Below are 15,179 nucleotides of genomic sequence, written 5' to 3'. Positions count from 1 at the left end.
CGAAGGGGATTACCCAGCAAGAACCTTCCATAATAGATGACGATAAAGCGGCATGATGGGCTGCATATGGAGCCAGACAAAACTGGCTATCGCCAGCATAATGGACAGCACCGTCACCCAGCGCAAGCGGGCCAAAGGCAGCCATTTGCTCAGGCGGTCTGGGCTGCGTTTACCAAAGCGCCACCAGCGCCATGCCAACCACAATGCCAGCCAAATCAGTACCACCACGGCAAATAATAGCCACTTAAACATATAACTGTTGGCATTCGGCGGGATATCTATGGCGACGCCAGCCAGTATGCCAGGGAAGAAATAAAGCGGCGGCCAAGTGAGGCAACCAATCACATTCGGCAACGCGAATTTTACTGGCGGCAGGTTTAACATCCCCGCCACCATCGGGACGATAGGCCGCGTTGGGCCGATAAAGCGCCCCAACAGCACCGTTGCCATGCTGTGGTTATGCAAAGCATGCTCAGTTTTCGCCAACAGCGATTTATGCTTTTTCAGGAAAGACCAGCGATGCAGCGGCTCTTTGAAGCGGCGGCCAATAAAATACGAAGCCCAATCCCCCACCAGACAGCCCACAGTCGCTGCGGCCCAAGCAGAATAAAAGCCCACTTCCCCGCTGCCAATCAACGCGCCCACCGTGGTCATCATCACCGTGCCAGGCAGCAACATCCCCACCAAAGCTAAAGATTCGAGAAAAGTGACTAACATGACGACAAATAGCGTGAAAGCCAGCGATTGCGTCAATAAATGTAATAAATAGGCTTCCATAGATTTGTCCGTTGGGTTCAGGCGCGGGAGATTGTCCAGTGCCCCATGAAATGAGTCAATCAGGGAATTGTGTGAATTAATGGTAAGTCATCATTAAAATAGACAAACACTGTATAAATACCCATACTAAGATAGCATAATCCCTCAGGCGTTATTGTTGCAGTCAGTTTGGATGCGGACAGCGCGCAGAAACCGGAGCGTACACGTAGTACGTGAGGATTTCGAGCACTGCCCAAGTTCAAAATGACAAATAAAATAGCCTGTACATTATTAAAGGTTAGCACCGTGGGGAAAACCCGTCAGGGCTTCCTGCTCACCCGCCACTGGCGCGACACGCAGGCTGGCACCGAAGTTGAATTCTGGTTAGCCACCGATGATGGCCCGCAGCAAGTCAGGCTGCCGCCTCAACCCTCGGTGGCATTTATCCCGGCCGAACAACGGCAACGGGCTGAAACCGTGCTGCGCAATGAACGCCGCTGGCAACTGCGCCCACTTGAACTGACCGATTTCCATCAGCGCCCGGTTTTGGGGCTGTATTGCAGCCAACATCGCCAATTAATCCGCCTGGAGAAACTGCTCAGAGAAAGTGGCGTGAATGTCTACGAAGGTGATATTCGCCCACCAGAGCGCTTTTTAATGGAGCGTTTTATTACCGCACCGGTCTGGTTTAGCGGCGAAGATAATGGCAACGGGCCGCTGCTCAATACCCAAATGAAACCGGCCGATGACTACCGCCCGACCCTAAAACTGCTGTCACTGGATATCGAAACCAGCGAACACGGCGAGCTTTATTGCATTGGTTTGGAGGGCTGCGGCCAGCGGCAGGTTTACATGCTGGGGCCACCTAATGGCAATCAGGCCGATGAAGCCGCACTGGATTTCAAGCTGGAATATGTCGCCAGCCGCCCGCTGTTACTGGAAAAACTGAATCAATGGCTGGAACAGCATGATCCCGATGCCATCATCGGCTGGAATCTGGTGCAATTTGATTTGCGTGTATTACAAAAGCACGCCGACCGCTATCAAATCCCATTGCGCTTTGGCCGAGGCGGCAACCTGCTAGAGTGGCGGGAACACGGTTTTAAACAGGGGCATTTTTTTGCTTCTGCTGCCGGGCGGTTGATTATCGATGGGATTGAAGCATTGAAATCTGCCACCTGGAATTTCCCGTCATTTAGTCTGGAATCTGTCTCCCAGACCTTGCTGGGCGAGGGGAAAGCCAGTGATAGCCCCTATCAGCGAATGGATGAAATCAACCACCGTTTTGCTCATGATAAACCGGCGCTGGCCCACTACAACCTGAAAGACTGCGAGTTAGTGACGCGGATTTTTGCCAAAACCGAGCTGCTGAGTTTCTTACTTGAGCGCTCGACCGTCACCGGTCTGGCGGCGGACCGCAGTGGCGGGTCAGTGGCGGCATTTACCCACCTTTATATGCCACGGATGCACCGTGTTGGCTATGTTGCGCCCAACTTGGGCGAGTTGCCGGAGGAACATAGCCCCGGCGGTTTTGTGATGGACTCTCAGCCGGGCTTGTATGACTCGGTGCTGGTGCTCGACTACAAAAGTCTGTATCCCTCGATTATCCGCACTTTTTTGATTGATCCAGTTGGCTTGGTTGAGGGAATGTCTCAACCCGATGAACAACATTCGGTGCCGGGTTTTCGTGGTGCCTGGTTCTCACGCGAAAAACACTGTCTACCGGCGATTGTTAACCAGATCTGGCAGGGGCGCGAAGCCGCAAAACGCCAACAAAACAAGCCATTATCCCAAGCACTGAAGATAATCATGAATGCCTTTTATGGTGTATTGGGTTCCAGCGGATGCCGATTTTTTGATCCCCGGCTGGCATCCTCAATTACCCTGCGCGGCCACGACATCATGCGCCAAACCCGTGAATTGATTGAAGCACGGGGCTATCAGGTTATTTATGGCGATACCGATTCAACCTTTGTTTGGCTGAAAAGCGCCCACAGTGAAGAACAAGCTTCGCGCATTGGCCAAGAGCTGGTGCGGTATGTCAATCAATGGTGGCAAACCCATATCCGTGAAACCTATGATTTGCCCTGCGCGCTGGAATTAGAATTTGAAACTCATTATCGGCGCTTCTTGATGCCCACCATCCGGGGCGCGGAGCAAGGCAGTAAAAAGCGCTATGCCGGGCTAATTTCCACCCCGACGGGCGATCAAATGATCTATAAGGGGCTGGAAACGGTACGCACTGACTGGACACCATTGGCCCAGCAATTCCAGCGCGAGCTGTACCTGCGGATTTTTCAGCAACAACCCTATCAAGACTATGTGCGCGATTATGTCGCCCGAACCCTCAATGGCGAGCTGGATGAACAACTGATTTACCGCAAGCGCCTACGCCGCCGGCTCGACGACTACCAGCGCAATGTCCCGCCACATGCCAGAGCGGCGCGCCTGGCGGATGAATTCAACCGTAAGCTTGGGCGGCCATTGCAATATCAGAATGGCGGTTGGATAAGTTATGTCATGACCACCGCTGGCCCCGAACCCCTCGAAACCCGACAGTCCCCGATTGATTACGATCACTACCTGACTCGGCAGCTCCAGCCCGTGGCCGATGCTATACTGCCCTTTATGCATGATGACTTCACGACACTAATAACCGGTCAGATGGGGCTATTTTAATCGTAATAACGTTTTTTTACGGGTGACGAAAGGCTCTGCTTCCATTACCATAGCGCCCTTGCCAAAATTCGCATCAATCACATTTACATAACCGACTGGTTATAATTAACCGTGTAATCGAATCCTGTCATTTTCAGACAGACTCGTCAGCCACGTAAGCTGCGTGGGCGGTAAACTATTGCCAGTCATTTTATTTTTGTTCTCTATACGCTCTTAAATTTACAAAAACCTTTTTACTAATAACTGTCCAACAAAAAAATCGAGCCGATAATTTATGCCTTTTACACTTGGTCAACGCTGGATCAGCGATACAGAAAGCGAACTTGGATTGGGTACCGTCGTTGCCATTGACGTACGCATGATCACCTTACTGTTTCCCGCCACCGGTGAAAACCGCCTTTACGCCAGAAATGACTCGCCAATTACCCGTGTCATGTTCAATCCGGGTGATACCATCACTCACCACGAAGGCTGGCAGCTGAAAGTGGAAGAGGTGTCTGAGGAGAATGGGCTGATTACCTATATCGGCACCCGCCTGGATACCGAAGAAACCGGCGTTTCTATGCGTGAAGTGTTGCTCGATAGCAAACTGACTTTTAGCAAACCGCAGGATAGGTTATTTGCTGGACAAATCGATCGTATGGATCGATTCGCGCTGCGTTTCCGCGCCCGTAAATATCAAAGTGAGCAGTTCCGCTTGCCGTGGAGTGGCCTGCGCGGCATCCGCGCCAGCCTGATCCCGCACCAATTACATATTGCTTATGAAGTGGGCCAGCGCCATGCACCGCGTGTCTTGCTGGCTGATGAAGTCGGCTTGGGTAAAACCATCGAAGCCGGGATGATTATCCACCAGCAACTGCTGTCAGGCCGTGCTGAACGCATCCTGATTGTGGTGCCAGAAAGCTTGCAACATCAGTGGTTGGTCGAAATGCTGCGCCGCTTCAATCTGCGCTTCTCGCTGTTTGATGACAGCCGCTATTCCGAATCTTTGCTCGACAGCACCAATCCGTTTGAAACTGAACAAATGGTCATTTGCTCACTGGATTTTGTGCGCCGTAATAAACAGCGTCTGGAACAGCTGGCGGATGCCTCTTGGGATTTGCTGGTGGTGGATGAAGCACACCATCTGGCCTGGAGTGAAGAAGCCCCAAGCCGCGAATATCAAGTTATTGAACAGCTGGCCGAGAATATCCCCGGCGTGTTGCTGTTGACCGCCACCCCAGAGCAATTAGGCCAGCAAAGTCACTTTGCCCGTTTGCGCTTGCTTGATCCCGACCGCTTCCACGATTACGAAGAATTCGTTAATGAGCAGCAAAAATACCGCCCAATCGCCGATGCAGTAACATTGCTGCTGGGCGGTGAGCGCTTAACTGATGACAAGCTGAATCTGCTCGGCGAGCTGATTAATGAGCAGGATATTGAACCGCTGCTGAAAGCGGCAAACAGTCAAACTGAAGACAGCGAAGCCGCGCGCCAAGAGCTGGTGACCATGCTGATGGACAGACACGGCACCAGCCGTATCTTGTTCCGCAACACCCGTAATGGGGTGAAAGGCTTCCCACACCGTGTTTTGCATCAGATTAAGCTGCCATTGCCGACTCAATACCAAACGGCCATTAAAGTCTCTGGCATTATGTCGGCGAAGAAAACCCTGGAAGCACGCGCCAAAGACATGCTTTACCCAGAACAAATCTACCAAGAGTTTGAGGGCGAAAATGCCACTTGGTGGAACTTTGATCCGCGAGTTGAATGGCTGCTTAACTACCTGACAGCGAATCGCAGTGAGAAAGTGCTGGTTATCTGCGCCCAAGCCGCCACCGCCTTGCAGCTTGAGCAAGTATTGCGCGAGCGCGAAGCTATCCGCGCAGCCGTATTCCATGAAGGTTTGTCACTGATTGAACGCGACCGTGCGGCGGCCTATTTTGCTTCTGAAGAAGATGGCGCGCAGGTATTGCTGTGTTCAGAAATCGGCTCCGAAGGGCGCAACTTCCAGTTTGCTTGTCAATTGGTGATGTTCGATTTGCCTTTTAACCCAGACTTGCTCGAACAACGTATTGGCCGCCTGGACAGGATTGGTCAAAACCGTGAAATTCAAATCATGGTGCCTTATCTGGAAAATACTGCGCAAGCGGTGCTGGTGCGCTGGTATCACGAAGGTTTGGATGCTTTCGAGCACACCTGCCCGACCGGTCGCACCATTTATGACAGTGGCTATCAGGAATTGATTACCTATCTGGCGACGCCGAATGAGCAGGAAGGTTTGGATGAATTTATCCACGCCTGCCGCCAGCAGCACGAAGGCCTGAAGCTCCAATTGGAACAGGGTCGTGACCGCCTGCTAGAAATGCACTCCAACGGCGGCGAACATGGGCAAGAACTGGCGCAAATCATTGCCGACCAAGACAATGACGTCAATTTGGTCAGTTTCGCCCTGAATCTGTTCGATATTGTGGGTATCAATCAAGAAGACCGCAGCGACAATTTAATTGTGCTGACCCCCTCTGACCACATGCTGGTGCCGGACTTCCCTGGGTTGCCGCAAGATGGCTGCACAGTGACATTCGATCGCGAACAGGCGTTATCGCGCGAAGATGCTCAGTTTGTCAGTTGGGAACACCCGATCATCCGTAACGGTCTGGATCTGATCTTATCCGGCGACACCGGCAGTTGTGCAGTTTCTTTGTTGAAAAACAAAGCATTGCCGGTCGGTACTCTGCTCGCGGAATTGGTCTATGTGGTCGAAGCACAAGCGCCAAAACACTTGCAACTGACTCGCTTCTTACCTCCGACGCCGGTGCGGATGCTGATGGACAAAAATGGCACCAATTTGGCCGCGCAGGTTGAATTTGAAAGCTTTAATCGCCAACTGAATGCCGTCAATCGCCATACCTCCAGCAAATTGGTCAATGCGGTTCAGCAAGAAGTCCATGCAATGTTGCAGCAAGCAGAAGCCCTGATTGAAGAACAGGCGCGTTTACTGATTGAAGCGGCTAAACATGAAGCGGATGACAAACTGAGCACTGAACTTTCACGTCTGGAAGCCCTAAAAGCGGTTAACCCCAATATTCGTGATGACGAAATAGAGACTCTGGAACATAACCGTAAAATGGTGCTGGAAAACCTGAATCAGGCGGGCTGGCGTTTGGATGCTATTCGTTTAGTCGTGGTGACGCACCAGTAATGGAACCCTATAATCCCCCACGCGACCCTTGGCTGCTCGTCCTGTTTCAGGATGAGCACATCATGGTGGTAAATAAACCGAGCGGATTACTTTCTGTACCTGGTCGTGCGCCGGAGAACAAAGACAGCATCATGACGCGTATTCAGGCGGATTATCCTACGGCGGAATCTGTTCACCGGCTGGATATGGCGACCAGTGGCGTGATTGTCGTGGCGTTGACCAAAGCGGCTGAGCGCGAGCTGAAGCGGCAATTTCGCGAGCGTGAGCCGAAAAAATCTTATATTGCGCGGGTATGGGGCCATTTGGCGCAAGATGAAGGGTTGATTGACTTGCCTTTAATTTGCGACTGGCCGAACCGGCCCAAACAAAAAGTGTGTTACGAAACCGGTAAATCCTCGCAAACTCAGTATCAAGTGCTGTCTCGGGATGCTGACGGCAGTACGCGAGTGAAGTTATCCCCCATTACAGGCCGCTCACACCAATTACGGGTTCATATGCTGGCGATGGGTCATCCGATCCTCGGCGATGGCTTCTATGCCCATCCCGAAGCAAAAGCGATGGCCCCCCGGTTGCAGTTACATGCTCAAGAGTTATGTATTACTCACCCGGAATTTGGCACAGCAATGCATTTTAAATGCGATCCCGAGTTTTAACTTTTCACTAGCAGATCGCACCAGAATCAAACTAGATCGGAACAGAAGATCCGATCTAGTTTTGGTTTTGCTAACACCACAATTCTTACTTAAATCCTTTCTCGCGCTTAATCAAATCATACGCGGCTTGAATTTCTTGGGCTTTTTGCTTAGCCATCTCCATCATTTCCGGCGGCAAACCTTTCGCCACCAGCTTATCTGGATGATGCTCTCCCATAAGCTTACGGTAAGCCCGTTTGATGGTCACACTATCATCCGTGCTACTCACCCCCAGCACTTTGCAGGCGTCCTCTAATGTCGGGCCTTGTGGCGCTTGCTGATAGCCTCCTTGAGAATAACCACTCTGTTGGCCCTGCCAACCGCCACCACCAAACTGACGCCCGCCCTCAATCATGCTCAGGAACTGATCAAACTGACCACGGGAGATCCCTAATTCTTCAGCAATGACATACAAAACCTGCCGTTCATTAGGATGCAAAGAGCCGTCAGCAAATGCGGCTTGTAACTGAATTTCCAGAAACATCCGAATTAAATCAAAACGACCAAAGCAAACACCACGGAGTTCCTGCAATCTTTCACGCAACGGGAACCCACTCTCTTTCCCCTCGCGGAACGCTTGCTGTGCCGCTGTTCGCGCCTCGCCATGCAATTGCATTCTATCCATCAATTGGCTGGCAAGTTGAATATCGACCTCCGTCACGCGCCCCTTAGCCTTGGTTAAATGCCCCATGACCTGAAAAGTGGTGCGGAAAAAAATTAATTGTCGTGTTTGTTGATCGGCAAAATAGCCGCGGCGCTTTGTGCTACGCGCCTTGTCGACCATATGGCCAACAAGCAACCCCAAGATTGCACCCCAGACGCCACCGGACATAAAGCCCAATATCAGACCGAGCAGTTTTCCCCAATACCGCATATACTCCTCAATTCATCATGCCGTCAGTCAAAATTTGCATTATCATACTCGGCATTCAGCTCAGCGCCTAACAACGAGACGTGTAAACGGCCGGATTTAACACTAGCGCAACTGTGATGAGTAATATAGTCTCAGACCGTTTGCCGGCATGATGCCCCCCGATGACGGAACACCAAAACCGCGTATGAAAAAAAGATTCCCAACACTGCTGGCCACATTGATATGGACGGCACTATATAGCCAGCACACTCTGGCTGACCTTTCCGAGCAATGTATGCTTGGGGTACCGACCTATGACCAACCTTTGGTCACTGGCGATCCGAATCAGCTGCCGGTCCGTATTAATGCGGATAAAACCGAAGCCAATTACCCGGATAATGCCCTGTTTATCGGCAATGTTATTGTCCAACAAGGCAATAGAACCCTGACGGCTAATCAGGTCGAACTCAATCAAGTACAGAAACCGGGCGAAGCTATCCCGGTGCGTACCGTCACCGCGACCGGTGACGTTAATTATGACGATCCGCAAATTAAGCTGGAAGGGCCGAAAGGCTGGTCAAACCTGAATACCAAAGACACTGATATGGATAAAGGCAAATATCAGATGGTTGGTCGTCAGGGGCGTGGTGAAGCAGACCAGATGAAATTACGCGGCCAAAACCGCTATACCATTTTAGAAAATGGGACATTCACCTCTTGCTTGCCTGGCGATAATAGCTGGAGCGTAGTCGGCTCCGAAGTGATCCATGACCGCGAAGAACAAGTCGCAGAAATCTGGAATGCGCGTTTTAAAATTGGCAAAGTACCGGTGTTCTATAGTCCGTACATGCAATTACCGGTGGGCGACAAACGCCGGTCTGGTTTCCTGATCCCAAATGCTAATTACACCAATAATAACGGCTTTGAATTTATACTGCCGTATTATTGGAACATTGCGCCAAACTTTGATGCCACCATCACCCCTCATTATATGGAGCGGCGTGGTTTGCAATGGCAAAATGAGTTCCGCTATTTGCTGGCTCCCGGTTCTGGCACCATGGCGTTGGATTGGCTACCGAATGACCGCTTATATCACGGCGCTGACGGCACCGATAAAGATGCGACCCGCTGGTTGTACTACTGGAGCCATTCAGGGGTGATGGATAAAGTCTGGCGCTTCAACGTCAACTATACCCGTGTCAGTGACCCAGATTACTTTACCGATTTAACCTCACAATACGGTTCGACGACTGACGGCTATGCCACACAAATTTTCAGTGTGGGTTATGCAAACCAGAACTGGGATGCCACCTTGGCCTCCAAACAGTTCCAGGTATTTGCTACCGGTGGTAACAGTAATGCTTACCGCGCCCAGCCGCAGCTGGACATGAACTACTATAAAAATGATATTGGTCCATTTGATTTACACGTCTATAGCCAAGCGGTCAAATTCACCAGTGTCAGTCCGTATAATCCGGAAGCCAGCCGTTTCCATCTCGAACCCTCAGTTAATCTGCCCTTGTCCAATGGTTGGGGTAGCTTAAATACTGAAGCTAAATTACTGGCGACACATTATCAGCAAGATGTGCCAGACGGTTTTGCCAACTACTATAAAAGGCAAAATGGTGGTGCAACCCCGCCAAACTTGAAAGACTCGGTTGATCGCGTGATGCCACAGTTTAAAGTGGACGGTAAAGTGGTGTTTGACCGGCCAATGGACTGGGCGACAGGTTTCACCCAAACCTTGGAGCCGCGCGCACAGTATCTTTACGTTCCTTACCGAAATCAGGATGATATCTATATTTACGACACCACGCTGATGCAGTCGGACTACTCCGGCCTGTTCCGTGACCGTACTTATAGTGGTCTGGACCGCATAGCTTCAGCAAATCAGGTGTCTACCGGTTTAACTTCTCGCATTTATGATGATGAACTGGTTGAACGTTTTAACGTTTCAGTGGGTCAAATCTATTACTTTAGCCGTTCGCGTACCGGTAAAATCGAAAGCATTGATAATAGTGATGATACCGGTAGCTTGGTTTGGGCGGGTGATAGCTTCTGGCGCATTAGTGATCAACTGGGTATGAAAGGCGGCGCGCAGTATGATACCCGCTTGGGGAGTTTGACTCAGGGTAATGCGGTAATGGAGTATAGGAAAGACTCAGAGCGTATGATTCAATTGAATTATCGCTATGCCAGCCCGGAATATATTCAAGCAACAGTACCTAACGTGAGAAGCCCAGGTTACCAACAGGGTATTTCTCAGATTGGTACTACGGCCAGTTGGCCAATTGCTGACCGCTGGGCATTGGTTGGAGCTTATTATTACGATACCAAAGCCAATCAGCCTGCAAGTCAATTGGTTGGCGTACAATACAATACTTGCTGTTGGGCAATTAACTTAGGTTATGAGCGGAAAATTACGGGCTGGAATGCGCAAAATGAAACCAGTAAGTATGACAACAGAGTTAGCTTTAACATCGAATTACGTGGTCTGAGCAGCGACCATAGCCTGGGGACTACGCAGATGCTAGGCTCAGGTATTCTGCCTTATCAAAGTGCATTCTGATACTGTGTAACACACTGAATACAGTGAATTTTAACCCGCAAAAGCGGATTACATAAATGGAAAAGGTATGAAGAACTGGAGAACGCTTATTCTCGGATTGGTTGTCTGTGCCAATACCGCGTTCGCAGCACCACAAGAAGTTGATAAAGTTGCCGCAGTGGTTGATAACGGCGTCGTCCTGCAAAGCGATGTCGACGGTCTGTTACAATCAGTGAAACTGAATGCACAGCAAGCCGGACAAGAAGTGCCGGATGATGCGACTTTGCGTCATCAAATTCTTGAGCGCCTGATTATGGATAATATCCAATTACAGATGGCTAAGAAGATGGGCATTACCATCAGCGACGAAGCGCTGGATAAAGCTATTGCTGATATTGCCGCGCAAAACCGAATGACTCCTGACCAGATGCGTAGCCGTTTAGCGGCCGACGGTCTGAATTACGACACTTACCGTGAACAGATCCGCAAAGAAATGCTGACGTCAGAAGTGCGCAACAATGAAGTGCGCCGTCGCATTACTATTCTGCCGCAAGAAGTTGAATCGCTGGCCAAGCAAGTGGGTAACCAAACTAGCGGTGATGCGGAATTGAACCTCAGCCACATCCTGATTCCATTACCTGAAAATCCGTCGCAACAACAGGTTGATCAGGCTGAAAATGTGGCTAACAAGTTAGTATCTGACATTAAAGGCGGAGCTGATTTTGGTAAATTGGCTATTGCCAACTCAGCTGACTCTCAGGCGCTGAAAGGCGGCCAGATGGGTTGGGGTAAATTGCAGGAATTACCTTCTTTGTTTGCGGAAAGACTGCAATCGGCTAACAAAGGTGATGTTGTTGGTCCAATCCGTTCCGGTGTCGGCTTCCATATTCTGAAAGTGAATGATATCCGTGGGGCTGATAACACGGTTTCCGTTACCGAAGTTCACGCCCGCCACATCTTGTTGAAACCGTCACCTCTTATGACTGACGATCAAGCTCGTGCCAAATTAGCGGCTGCGGCTGCGGATATTAAGAGCGGAAAAGCCAACTTCGCCACTATCGCCAAAGAAATTTCTCAGGATCCGGGTTCTGCTATGCAAGGCGGTGACTTGGGTTGGGCTTCGCCAGATATTTATGATCCCGCATTCCGTGATGCGCTGATGAAACTGAAAAAAGGCGAAATCAGTACACCAGTTCATTCTTCTTTCGGCTGGCATTTAATTGAGGTTGTTGATACCCGTCAGGTAGACAAAACTGATGCAGCACAGAAAGATCGGGCGTACCGTATGCTCTTTAGCCGTAAGTTTGCAGAAGAAGCTCAAACCTGGATGCAAGAGCAACGCGCCGCAGCTTATGTGAAAATTCTTGATGGTAGTGATGCGAAAACACAATAATCGGATTGTTATCACCCCCGGCGAGCCTGCCGGGGTTGGGCCGGATTTAGTCGTCGCCTTAGCGCAGCAGGATTGGCCTGTTGAGCTGGTGGTGTGCGCTGATCCGGCCTTGCTACTTGCTCGTGCCAGTCAACTTAACCTGCCATTGCAGCTACGTGAATATCAGCAAGGTAAGCCCGCATTGGCGCAACAAGCGGGCACTCTGACTATCTTGCCAGTGAAAACTGTCGCTGAGGTGATTCCCGGTCAGCTTGATGTCAGAAATAGCCACTATGTGGTGGAGACACTGGCTAAAGCCTGTGATGGCGCAATCAGTGGCGAATTTGCTGCATTGGTCACCGGCCCGGTACAGAAAAGTATTATCAATGATGCGGGTATCCCCTTTATCGGGCACACTGAGTTCTTTGCTGACCGTAGTCTCTGCCCACGGGTGGTGATGATGTTGGCAACAGAAGAGTTGCGGGTCGCGCTGGCAACCACTCACTTGCCTTTACTGGCAGTGCCGGGGGCTATCACTCAGGCGAGTCTGCATGAAGTTATCACCATTCTTGATAATGACTTGAAAACCAAATTTGGTATTAGCCAACCACAGATTTATGTGTGTGGGCTTAATCCGCATGCGGGTGAAGGTGGCCATATGGGCCATGAAGAGATCGATACCATTATTCCCGCGTTAGATGCATTGCGTCAGCAAGGAATAAACCTTATCGGTCCGCTCCCCGCAGACACACTATTTCAGCCTAAATATCTGCAACATGCGGATGCCGTTCTTGCCATGTACCATGATCAAGGGCTGCCAGTACTGAAATATCAAGGGTTTGGCCGAGCTGTCAATATCACACTCGGGCTACCTTTTATCCGCACATCTGTGGATCACGGTACCGCTTTAGAACTCGCCGCAACCGGTTCTGCCGATGTCGGCAGTTTCATTACGGCATTAAACTTAGCCATTAAAATGATAAATAATAGCAATGAATAATAGAGTCCACCAAGGGCACTTTGCCCGCAAACGCTTTGGACAAAACTTTTTAAACGATCAGTTTGTCATCGACAGCATTGTCTCCGCTATCCATCCGGTTCCCGGTGAAGCGGTAGTTGAGATTGGCCCCGGTTTAGGCGCATTGACTGAACCAGTTGCCGCTCGTATGGATCATATGACAGTCATCGAGCTAGACCGCGATTTGGCTGCTCGTCTGGCCAGCCATCCTCAACTGAAAGACAAGCTCACTATTCATCAAGAAGATGCGATGAAAATCAATTTTTCTGAGCTAGCAGAGCAAGCAGGGCAATCATTACGGGTCTTTGGTAACCTGCCCTACAACATCTCTACCCCGCTGATGTTTCATCTTTTCAGCTATACTAATGCAATCCGCGACATGCATTTCATGTTGCAAAAAGAAGTGGTTAACCGCCTGGTTGCAGGGCCTAACAGTAAAGCTTATGGCCGTCTGACAGTAATGGCGCAATACTATTGCAACGTCATCCCTGTGCTGGAAGTGCCGCCAACTGCATTTACCCCGGCCCCGAAAGTGGATTCGGCCGTGGTGCGTCTTATTCCTCATGTGAATATGTCAAATCCAGTGGGTGATGTGCGAATGCTGACCCGCATTACCACGCAAGCATTCAACCAGCGCAGAAAAACCGTGCGTAATAGCTTGGGTGACCTATTCACTTCAGAGCAATTAATCGAATTAGGTATTGACCCGATAATGCGGGCAGAGAATATCTCGGTAGCACAATACTGTAAGCTGGCGAACTGGCTTTCAGCTCAATCGGCACCACAAGAATAAGCAGGAGCACATTATGATTGAACAGCCCCGCGTTTGTGTACAGGTACAAAGTATCTATGTGGAAACTCAGTCGATACCTGATGAAGAGCGTTTTGTCTTCGCCTATACCGTGACAATTCGTAATTTAGGCCGTTCAAATGTGCAACTTATTGGCCGCTATTGGTTAATTACCAATAGCAATGGCCGACAGACAGAAGTTCAGGGCGAAGGAGTCATTGGCGAACAGCCGTTGATCCTGCCAGGTAACGAGTTCCAATACACCAGCGGAGCTGTTCTAGAAACGCCGCTGGGTACCATGGAAGGGCATTATGAGATGGTTGACCACCTCGGTCAGGCTTTCCGTACTGTGATTCCGGTGTTCCGTTTAGCGATCCCCGCACTTATCCATTAACCCTGACCTCAACTATGTCTACTTATCTTATTGGCGATGTTCATGGCTGCCTTGATGAGTTACTCGCGCTATTAGCGCAAGTGAACTTTGACTCGCAGCAAGATACCTTGTGGCTGACCGGTGACTTAGTTGCCCGAGGCCCGGCCTCACTGGATGTATTACGTTACGTCCGCTCACTAGGGCCAGCCGTACGGATGGTTCTGGGGAATCATGACCTGCATTTGCTGGCGGTTTATGCTGGCATCAGCCGCAATAAACCCAAAGACCGCATCACTCCGCTGCTTGAAGCCCCGGATGCTGACGAACTCATTAATTGGTTACGCCGCCAACCGGTTTTGCAGGTTGATGACAAATTAAAATTGATTATGGCCCATGCCGGTATTACCCCTCAGTGGGATATAGAAACAGCCCAGATGTGTGCCCGTGAAGTAGAGGCCGTCTTAAGTAGTGATAGTTATCCGCTATTCCTTGATGCAATGTACGGTGATATGCCCAACAACTGGTCACCAGAATTGACGGGGTTAGCGCGTTTGCGTTTTAGCACTAATGCATTGACCCGCATGCGTTTTTGCTTCCCAAATGGGCAACTGGATATGATCTGTAAAGACACGCCAGAAAATGCCCCTGCCCCACTTAAACCTTGGTTTGAGCTACCGCGACTGGTCAGCCCTGAGTATTCAATTATCTTTGGTCACTGGGCATCGCTGGAAGGAAAAGGTGTCCCTGAAGGAATTTATGGGCTGGATACCGGTTGTTGCTGGGGAGGCAATTTAACCTTGCTCCGTTGGGAGGATAAACGTTATTTCACACAACCTGCTTTCAAAGTTGAAGCTGGAATAAGTCATGCTGATGAATTATCGCCAACAGCAGAGAATCCTCCCAACTATTTATAAATT

General features: G+C 50.2%; 11 protein-coding genes. 9 read left to right on the top strand and 2 right to left on the bottom strand.

Features of this window, described 5'->3' with window-relative positions; all coding sequences use genetic code 11:
• Positions 1-9: 9 nt before the first annotated feature.
• Positions 10-777 carry a DedA family protein gene (locus tag OP863_RS03375; protein WP_050291592.1) on the bottom strand — a complete coding sequence of 256 codons (768 nt, stop codon included), beginning with the start codon at positions 775-777 and terminating at the stop codon, positions 10-12.
• 285 nt (positions 778-1,062) lie between these two features.
• Between OP863_RS03375 and OP863_RS03370 the strand changes: the two genes are divergently transcribed.
• From OP863_RS03370 to rluA, 3 genes are all read left to right on the top strand, one after another.
• The gene (locus tag OP863_RS03370; RefSeq protein WP_145587326.1) at positions 1,063-3,435 is read left to right on the top strand and encodes a DNA polymerase II; all 2,373 of its coding nucleotides are present in this window, start codon (positions 1,063-1,065) and stop codon (positions 3,433-3,435) included.
• A gap of 274 nt (positions 3,436-3,709) precedes the next feature.
• Complete coding sequence (rapA, locus tag OP863_RS03365; protein WP_038636365.1) at positions 3,710-6,616, top strand: RNA polymerase-associated protein RapA; 2,907 nt, start codon at positions 3,710-3,712, stop codon at positions 6,614-6,616.
• A 32-nt stretch (positions 6,617-6,648) separates the two neighbouring features.
• Positions 6,649-7,269, top strand: a complete 621-nt coding sequence (gene rluA / locus OP863_RS03360; RefSeq protein ID WP_235895415.1) for a bifunctional tRNA pseudouridine(32) synthase/23S rRNA pseudouridine(746) synthase RluA — start codon at positions 6,649-6,651, stop codon at positions 7,267-7,269.
• A gap of 85 nt (positions 7,270-7,354) precedes the next feature.
• Here rluA and djlA read toward each other — a convergent pair whose 3' ends face one another.
• The gene (gene djlA, locus OP863_RS03355; protein ID WP_038636370.1) at positions 7,355-8,182 is read right to left on the bottom strand and encodes a co-chaperone DjlA; all 828 of its coding nucleotides are present in this window, start codon (positions 8,180-8,182) and stop codon (positions 7,355-7,357) included.
• Positions 8,183-8,366: 184 nt separating this feature from the next.
• On the opposite strand from djlA, the gene lptD reads away from it, so the two are divergent.
• From lptD to apaH, 6 genes are all read left to right on the top strand, one after another.
• Positions 8,367-10,730: an LPS assembly protein LptD gene (gene lptD, locus OP863_RS03350; RefSeq protein WP_038636373.1), complete on the top strand. Its 2,364-nt coding sequence runs from the start codon at positions 8,367-8,369 to the stop codon at positions 10,728-10,730.
• A gap of 67 nt (positions 10,731-10,797) precedes the next feature.
• Positions 10,798-12,102 (top strand): peptidylprolyl isomerase SurA, encoded by a 1,305-nt coding sequence (gene surA, locus OP863_RS03345; RefSeq protein ID WP_038636376.1) that lies wholly within the window; start codon positions 10,798-10,800, stop codon positions 12,100-12,102.
• Positions 12,086-13,081: a 4-hydroxythreonine-4-phosphate dehydrogenase PdxA gene (gene pdxA / locus OP863_RS03340; protein WP_145587314.1), complete on the top strand. Its 996-nt coding sequence runs from the start codon at positions 12,086-12,088 to the stop codon at positions 13,079-13,081. Before surA ends, pdxA begins: the two co-directional genes overlap by 17 nt.
• A complete protein-coding gene (gene rsmA, locus OP863_RS03335) occupies positions 13,074-13,892 on the top strand; it encodes a 16S rRNA (adenine(1518)-N(6)/adenine(1519)-N(6))-dimethyltransferase RsmA (RefSeq protein WP_038636379.1) in 819 nt (272 codons plus the stop codon). The genes pdxA and rsmA overlap by 8 nt, the downstream gene beginning before the upstream one ends.
• 13 nt (positions 13,893-13,905) lie before the next feature.
• Positions 13,906-14,283, top strand: a complete 378-nt coding sequence (gene apaG / locus OP863_RS03330; protein ID WP_032820792.1) for a Co2+/Mg2+ efflux protein ApaG — start codon at positions 13,906-13,908, stop codon at positions 14,281-14,283.
• A gap of 14 nt (positions 14,284-14,297) precedes the next feature.
• The gene (gene apaH, locus OP863_RS03325) at positions 14,298-15,176 is read left to right on the top strand and encodes a bis(5'-nucleosyl)-tetraphosphatase (symmetrical) ApaH (RefSeq protein WP_265525892.1); all 879 of its coding nucleotides are present in this window, start codon (positions 14,298-14,300) and stop codon (positions 15,174-15,176) included.
• Positions 15,177-15,179 lie beyond the last annotated feature (3 nt).

The sequence above is a fragment of the Yersinia sp. SCPM-O-B-9106 (C-191) genome (genome assembly GCF_026183365.1).
GTDB classification, from domain to species: Bacteria; Pseudomonadota; Gammaproteobacteria; order Enterobacterales; family Enterobacteriaceae; genus Yersinia; species Yersinia rochesterensis.
Note: the sequence above shows the minus strand (reverse complement) of the source record. Positions and strands in the feature narration are given on the sequence as shown.

Bases quoted from the DNA above. Each gene is read 5' to 3' on its own strand.
- OP863_RS03375 (WP_050291592.1), bottom strand. From the start codon at position 777: ATGGAAGCCTATTTATTACATTTATTGACGCAATCGCTGGCTTTCACG.
- rapA (WP_038636365.1), top strand. From the start codon at position 3,710: ATGCCTTTTACACTTGGTCAACGCTGGATCAGCGATACAGAAAGCGAA.
- djlA (WP_038636370.1), bottom strand. From the start codon at position 8,182: ATGCGGTATTGGGGAAAACTGCTCGGTCTGATATTGGGCTTTATGTCC.
- lptD (WP_038636373.1), top strand. From the start codon at position 8,367: ATGAAAAAAAGATTCCCAACACTGCTGGCCACATTGATATGGACGGCA.
- surA (WP_038636376.1), top strand. From the start codon at position 10,798: ATGAAGAACTGGAGAACGCTTATTCTCGGATTGGTTGTCTGTGCCAAT.
- pdxA (WP_145587314.1), top strand. From the start codon at position 12,086: ATGCGAAAACACAATAATCGGATTGTTATCACCCCCGGCGAGCCTGCC.
- rsmA (WP_038636379.1), top strand. From the start codon at position 13,074: ATGAATAATAGAGTCCACCAAGGGCACTTTGCCCGCAAACGCTTTGGA.
- apaG (WP_032820792.1), top strand. From the start codon at position 13,906: ATGATTGAACAGCCCCGCGTTTGTGTACAGGTACAAAGTATCTATGTG.
- apaH (WP_265525892.1), top strand. From the start codon at position 14,298: ATGTCTACTTATCTTATTGGCGATGTTCATGGCTGCCTTGATGAGTTA.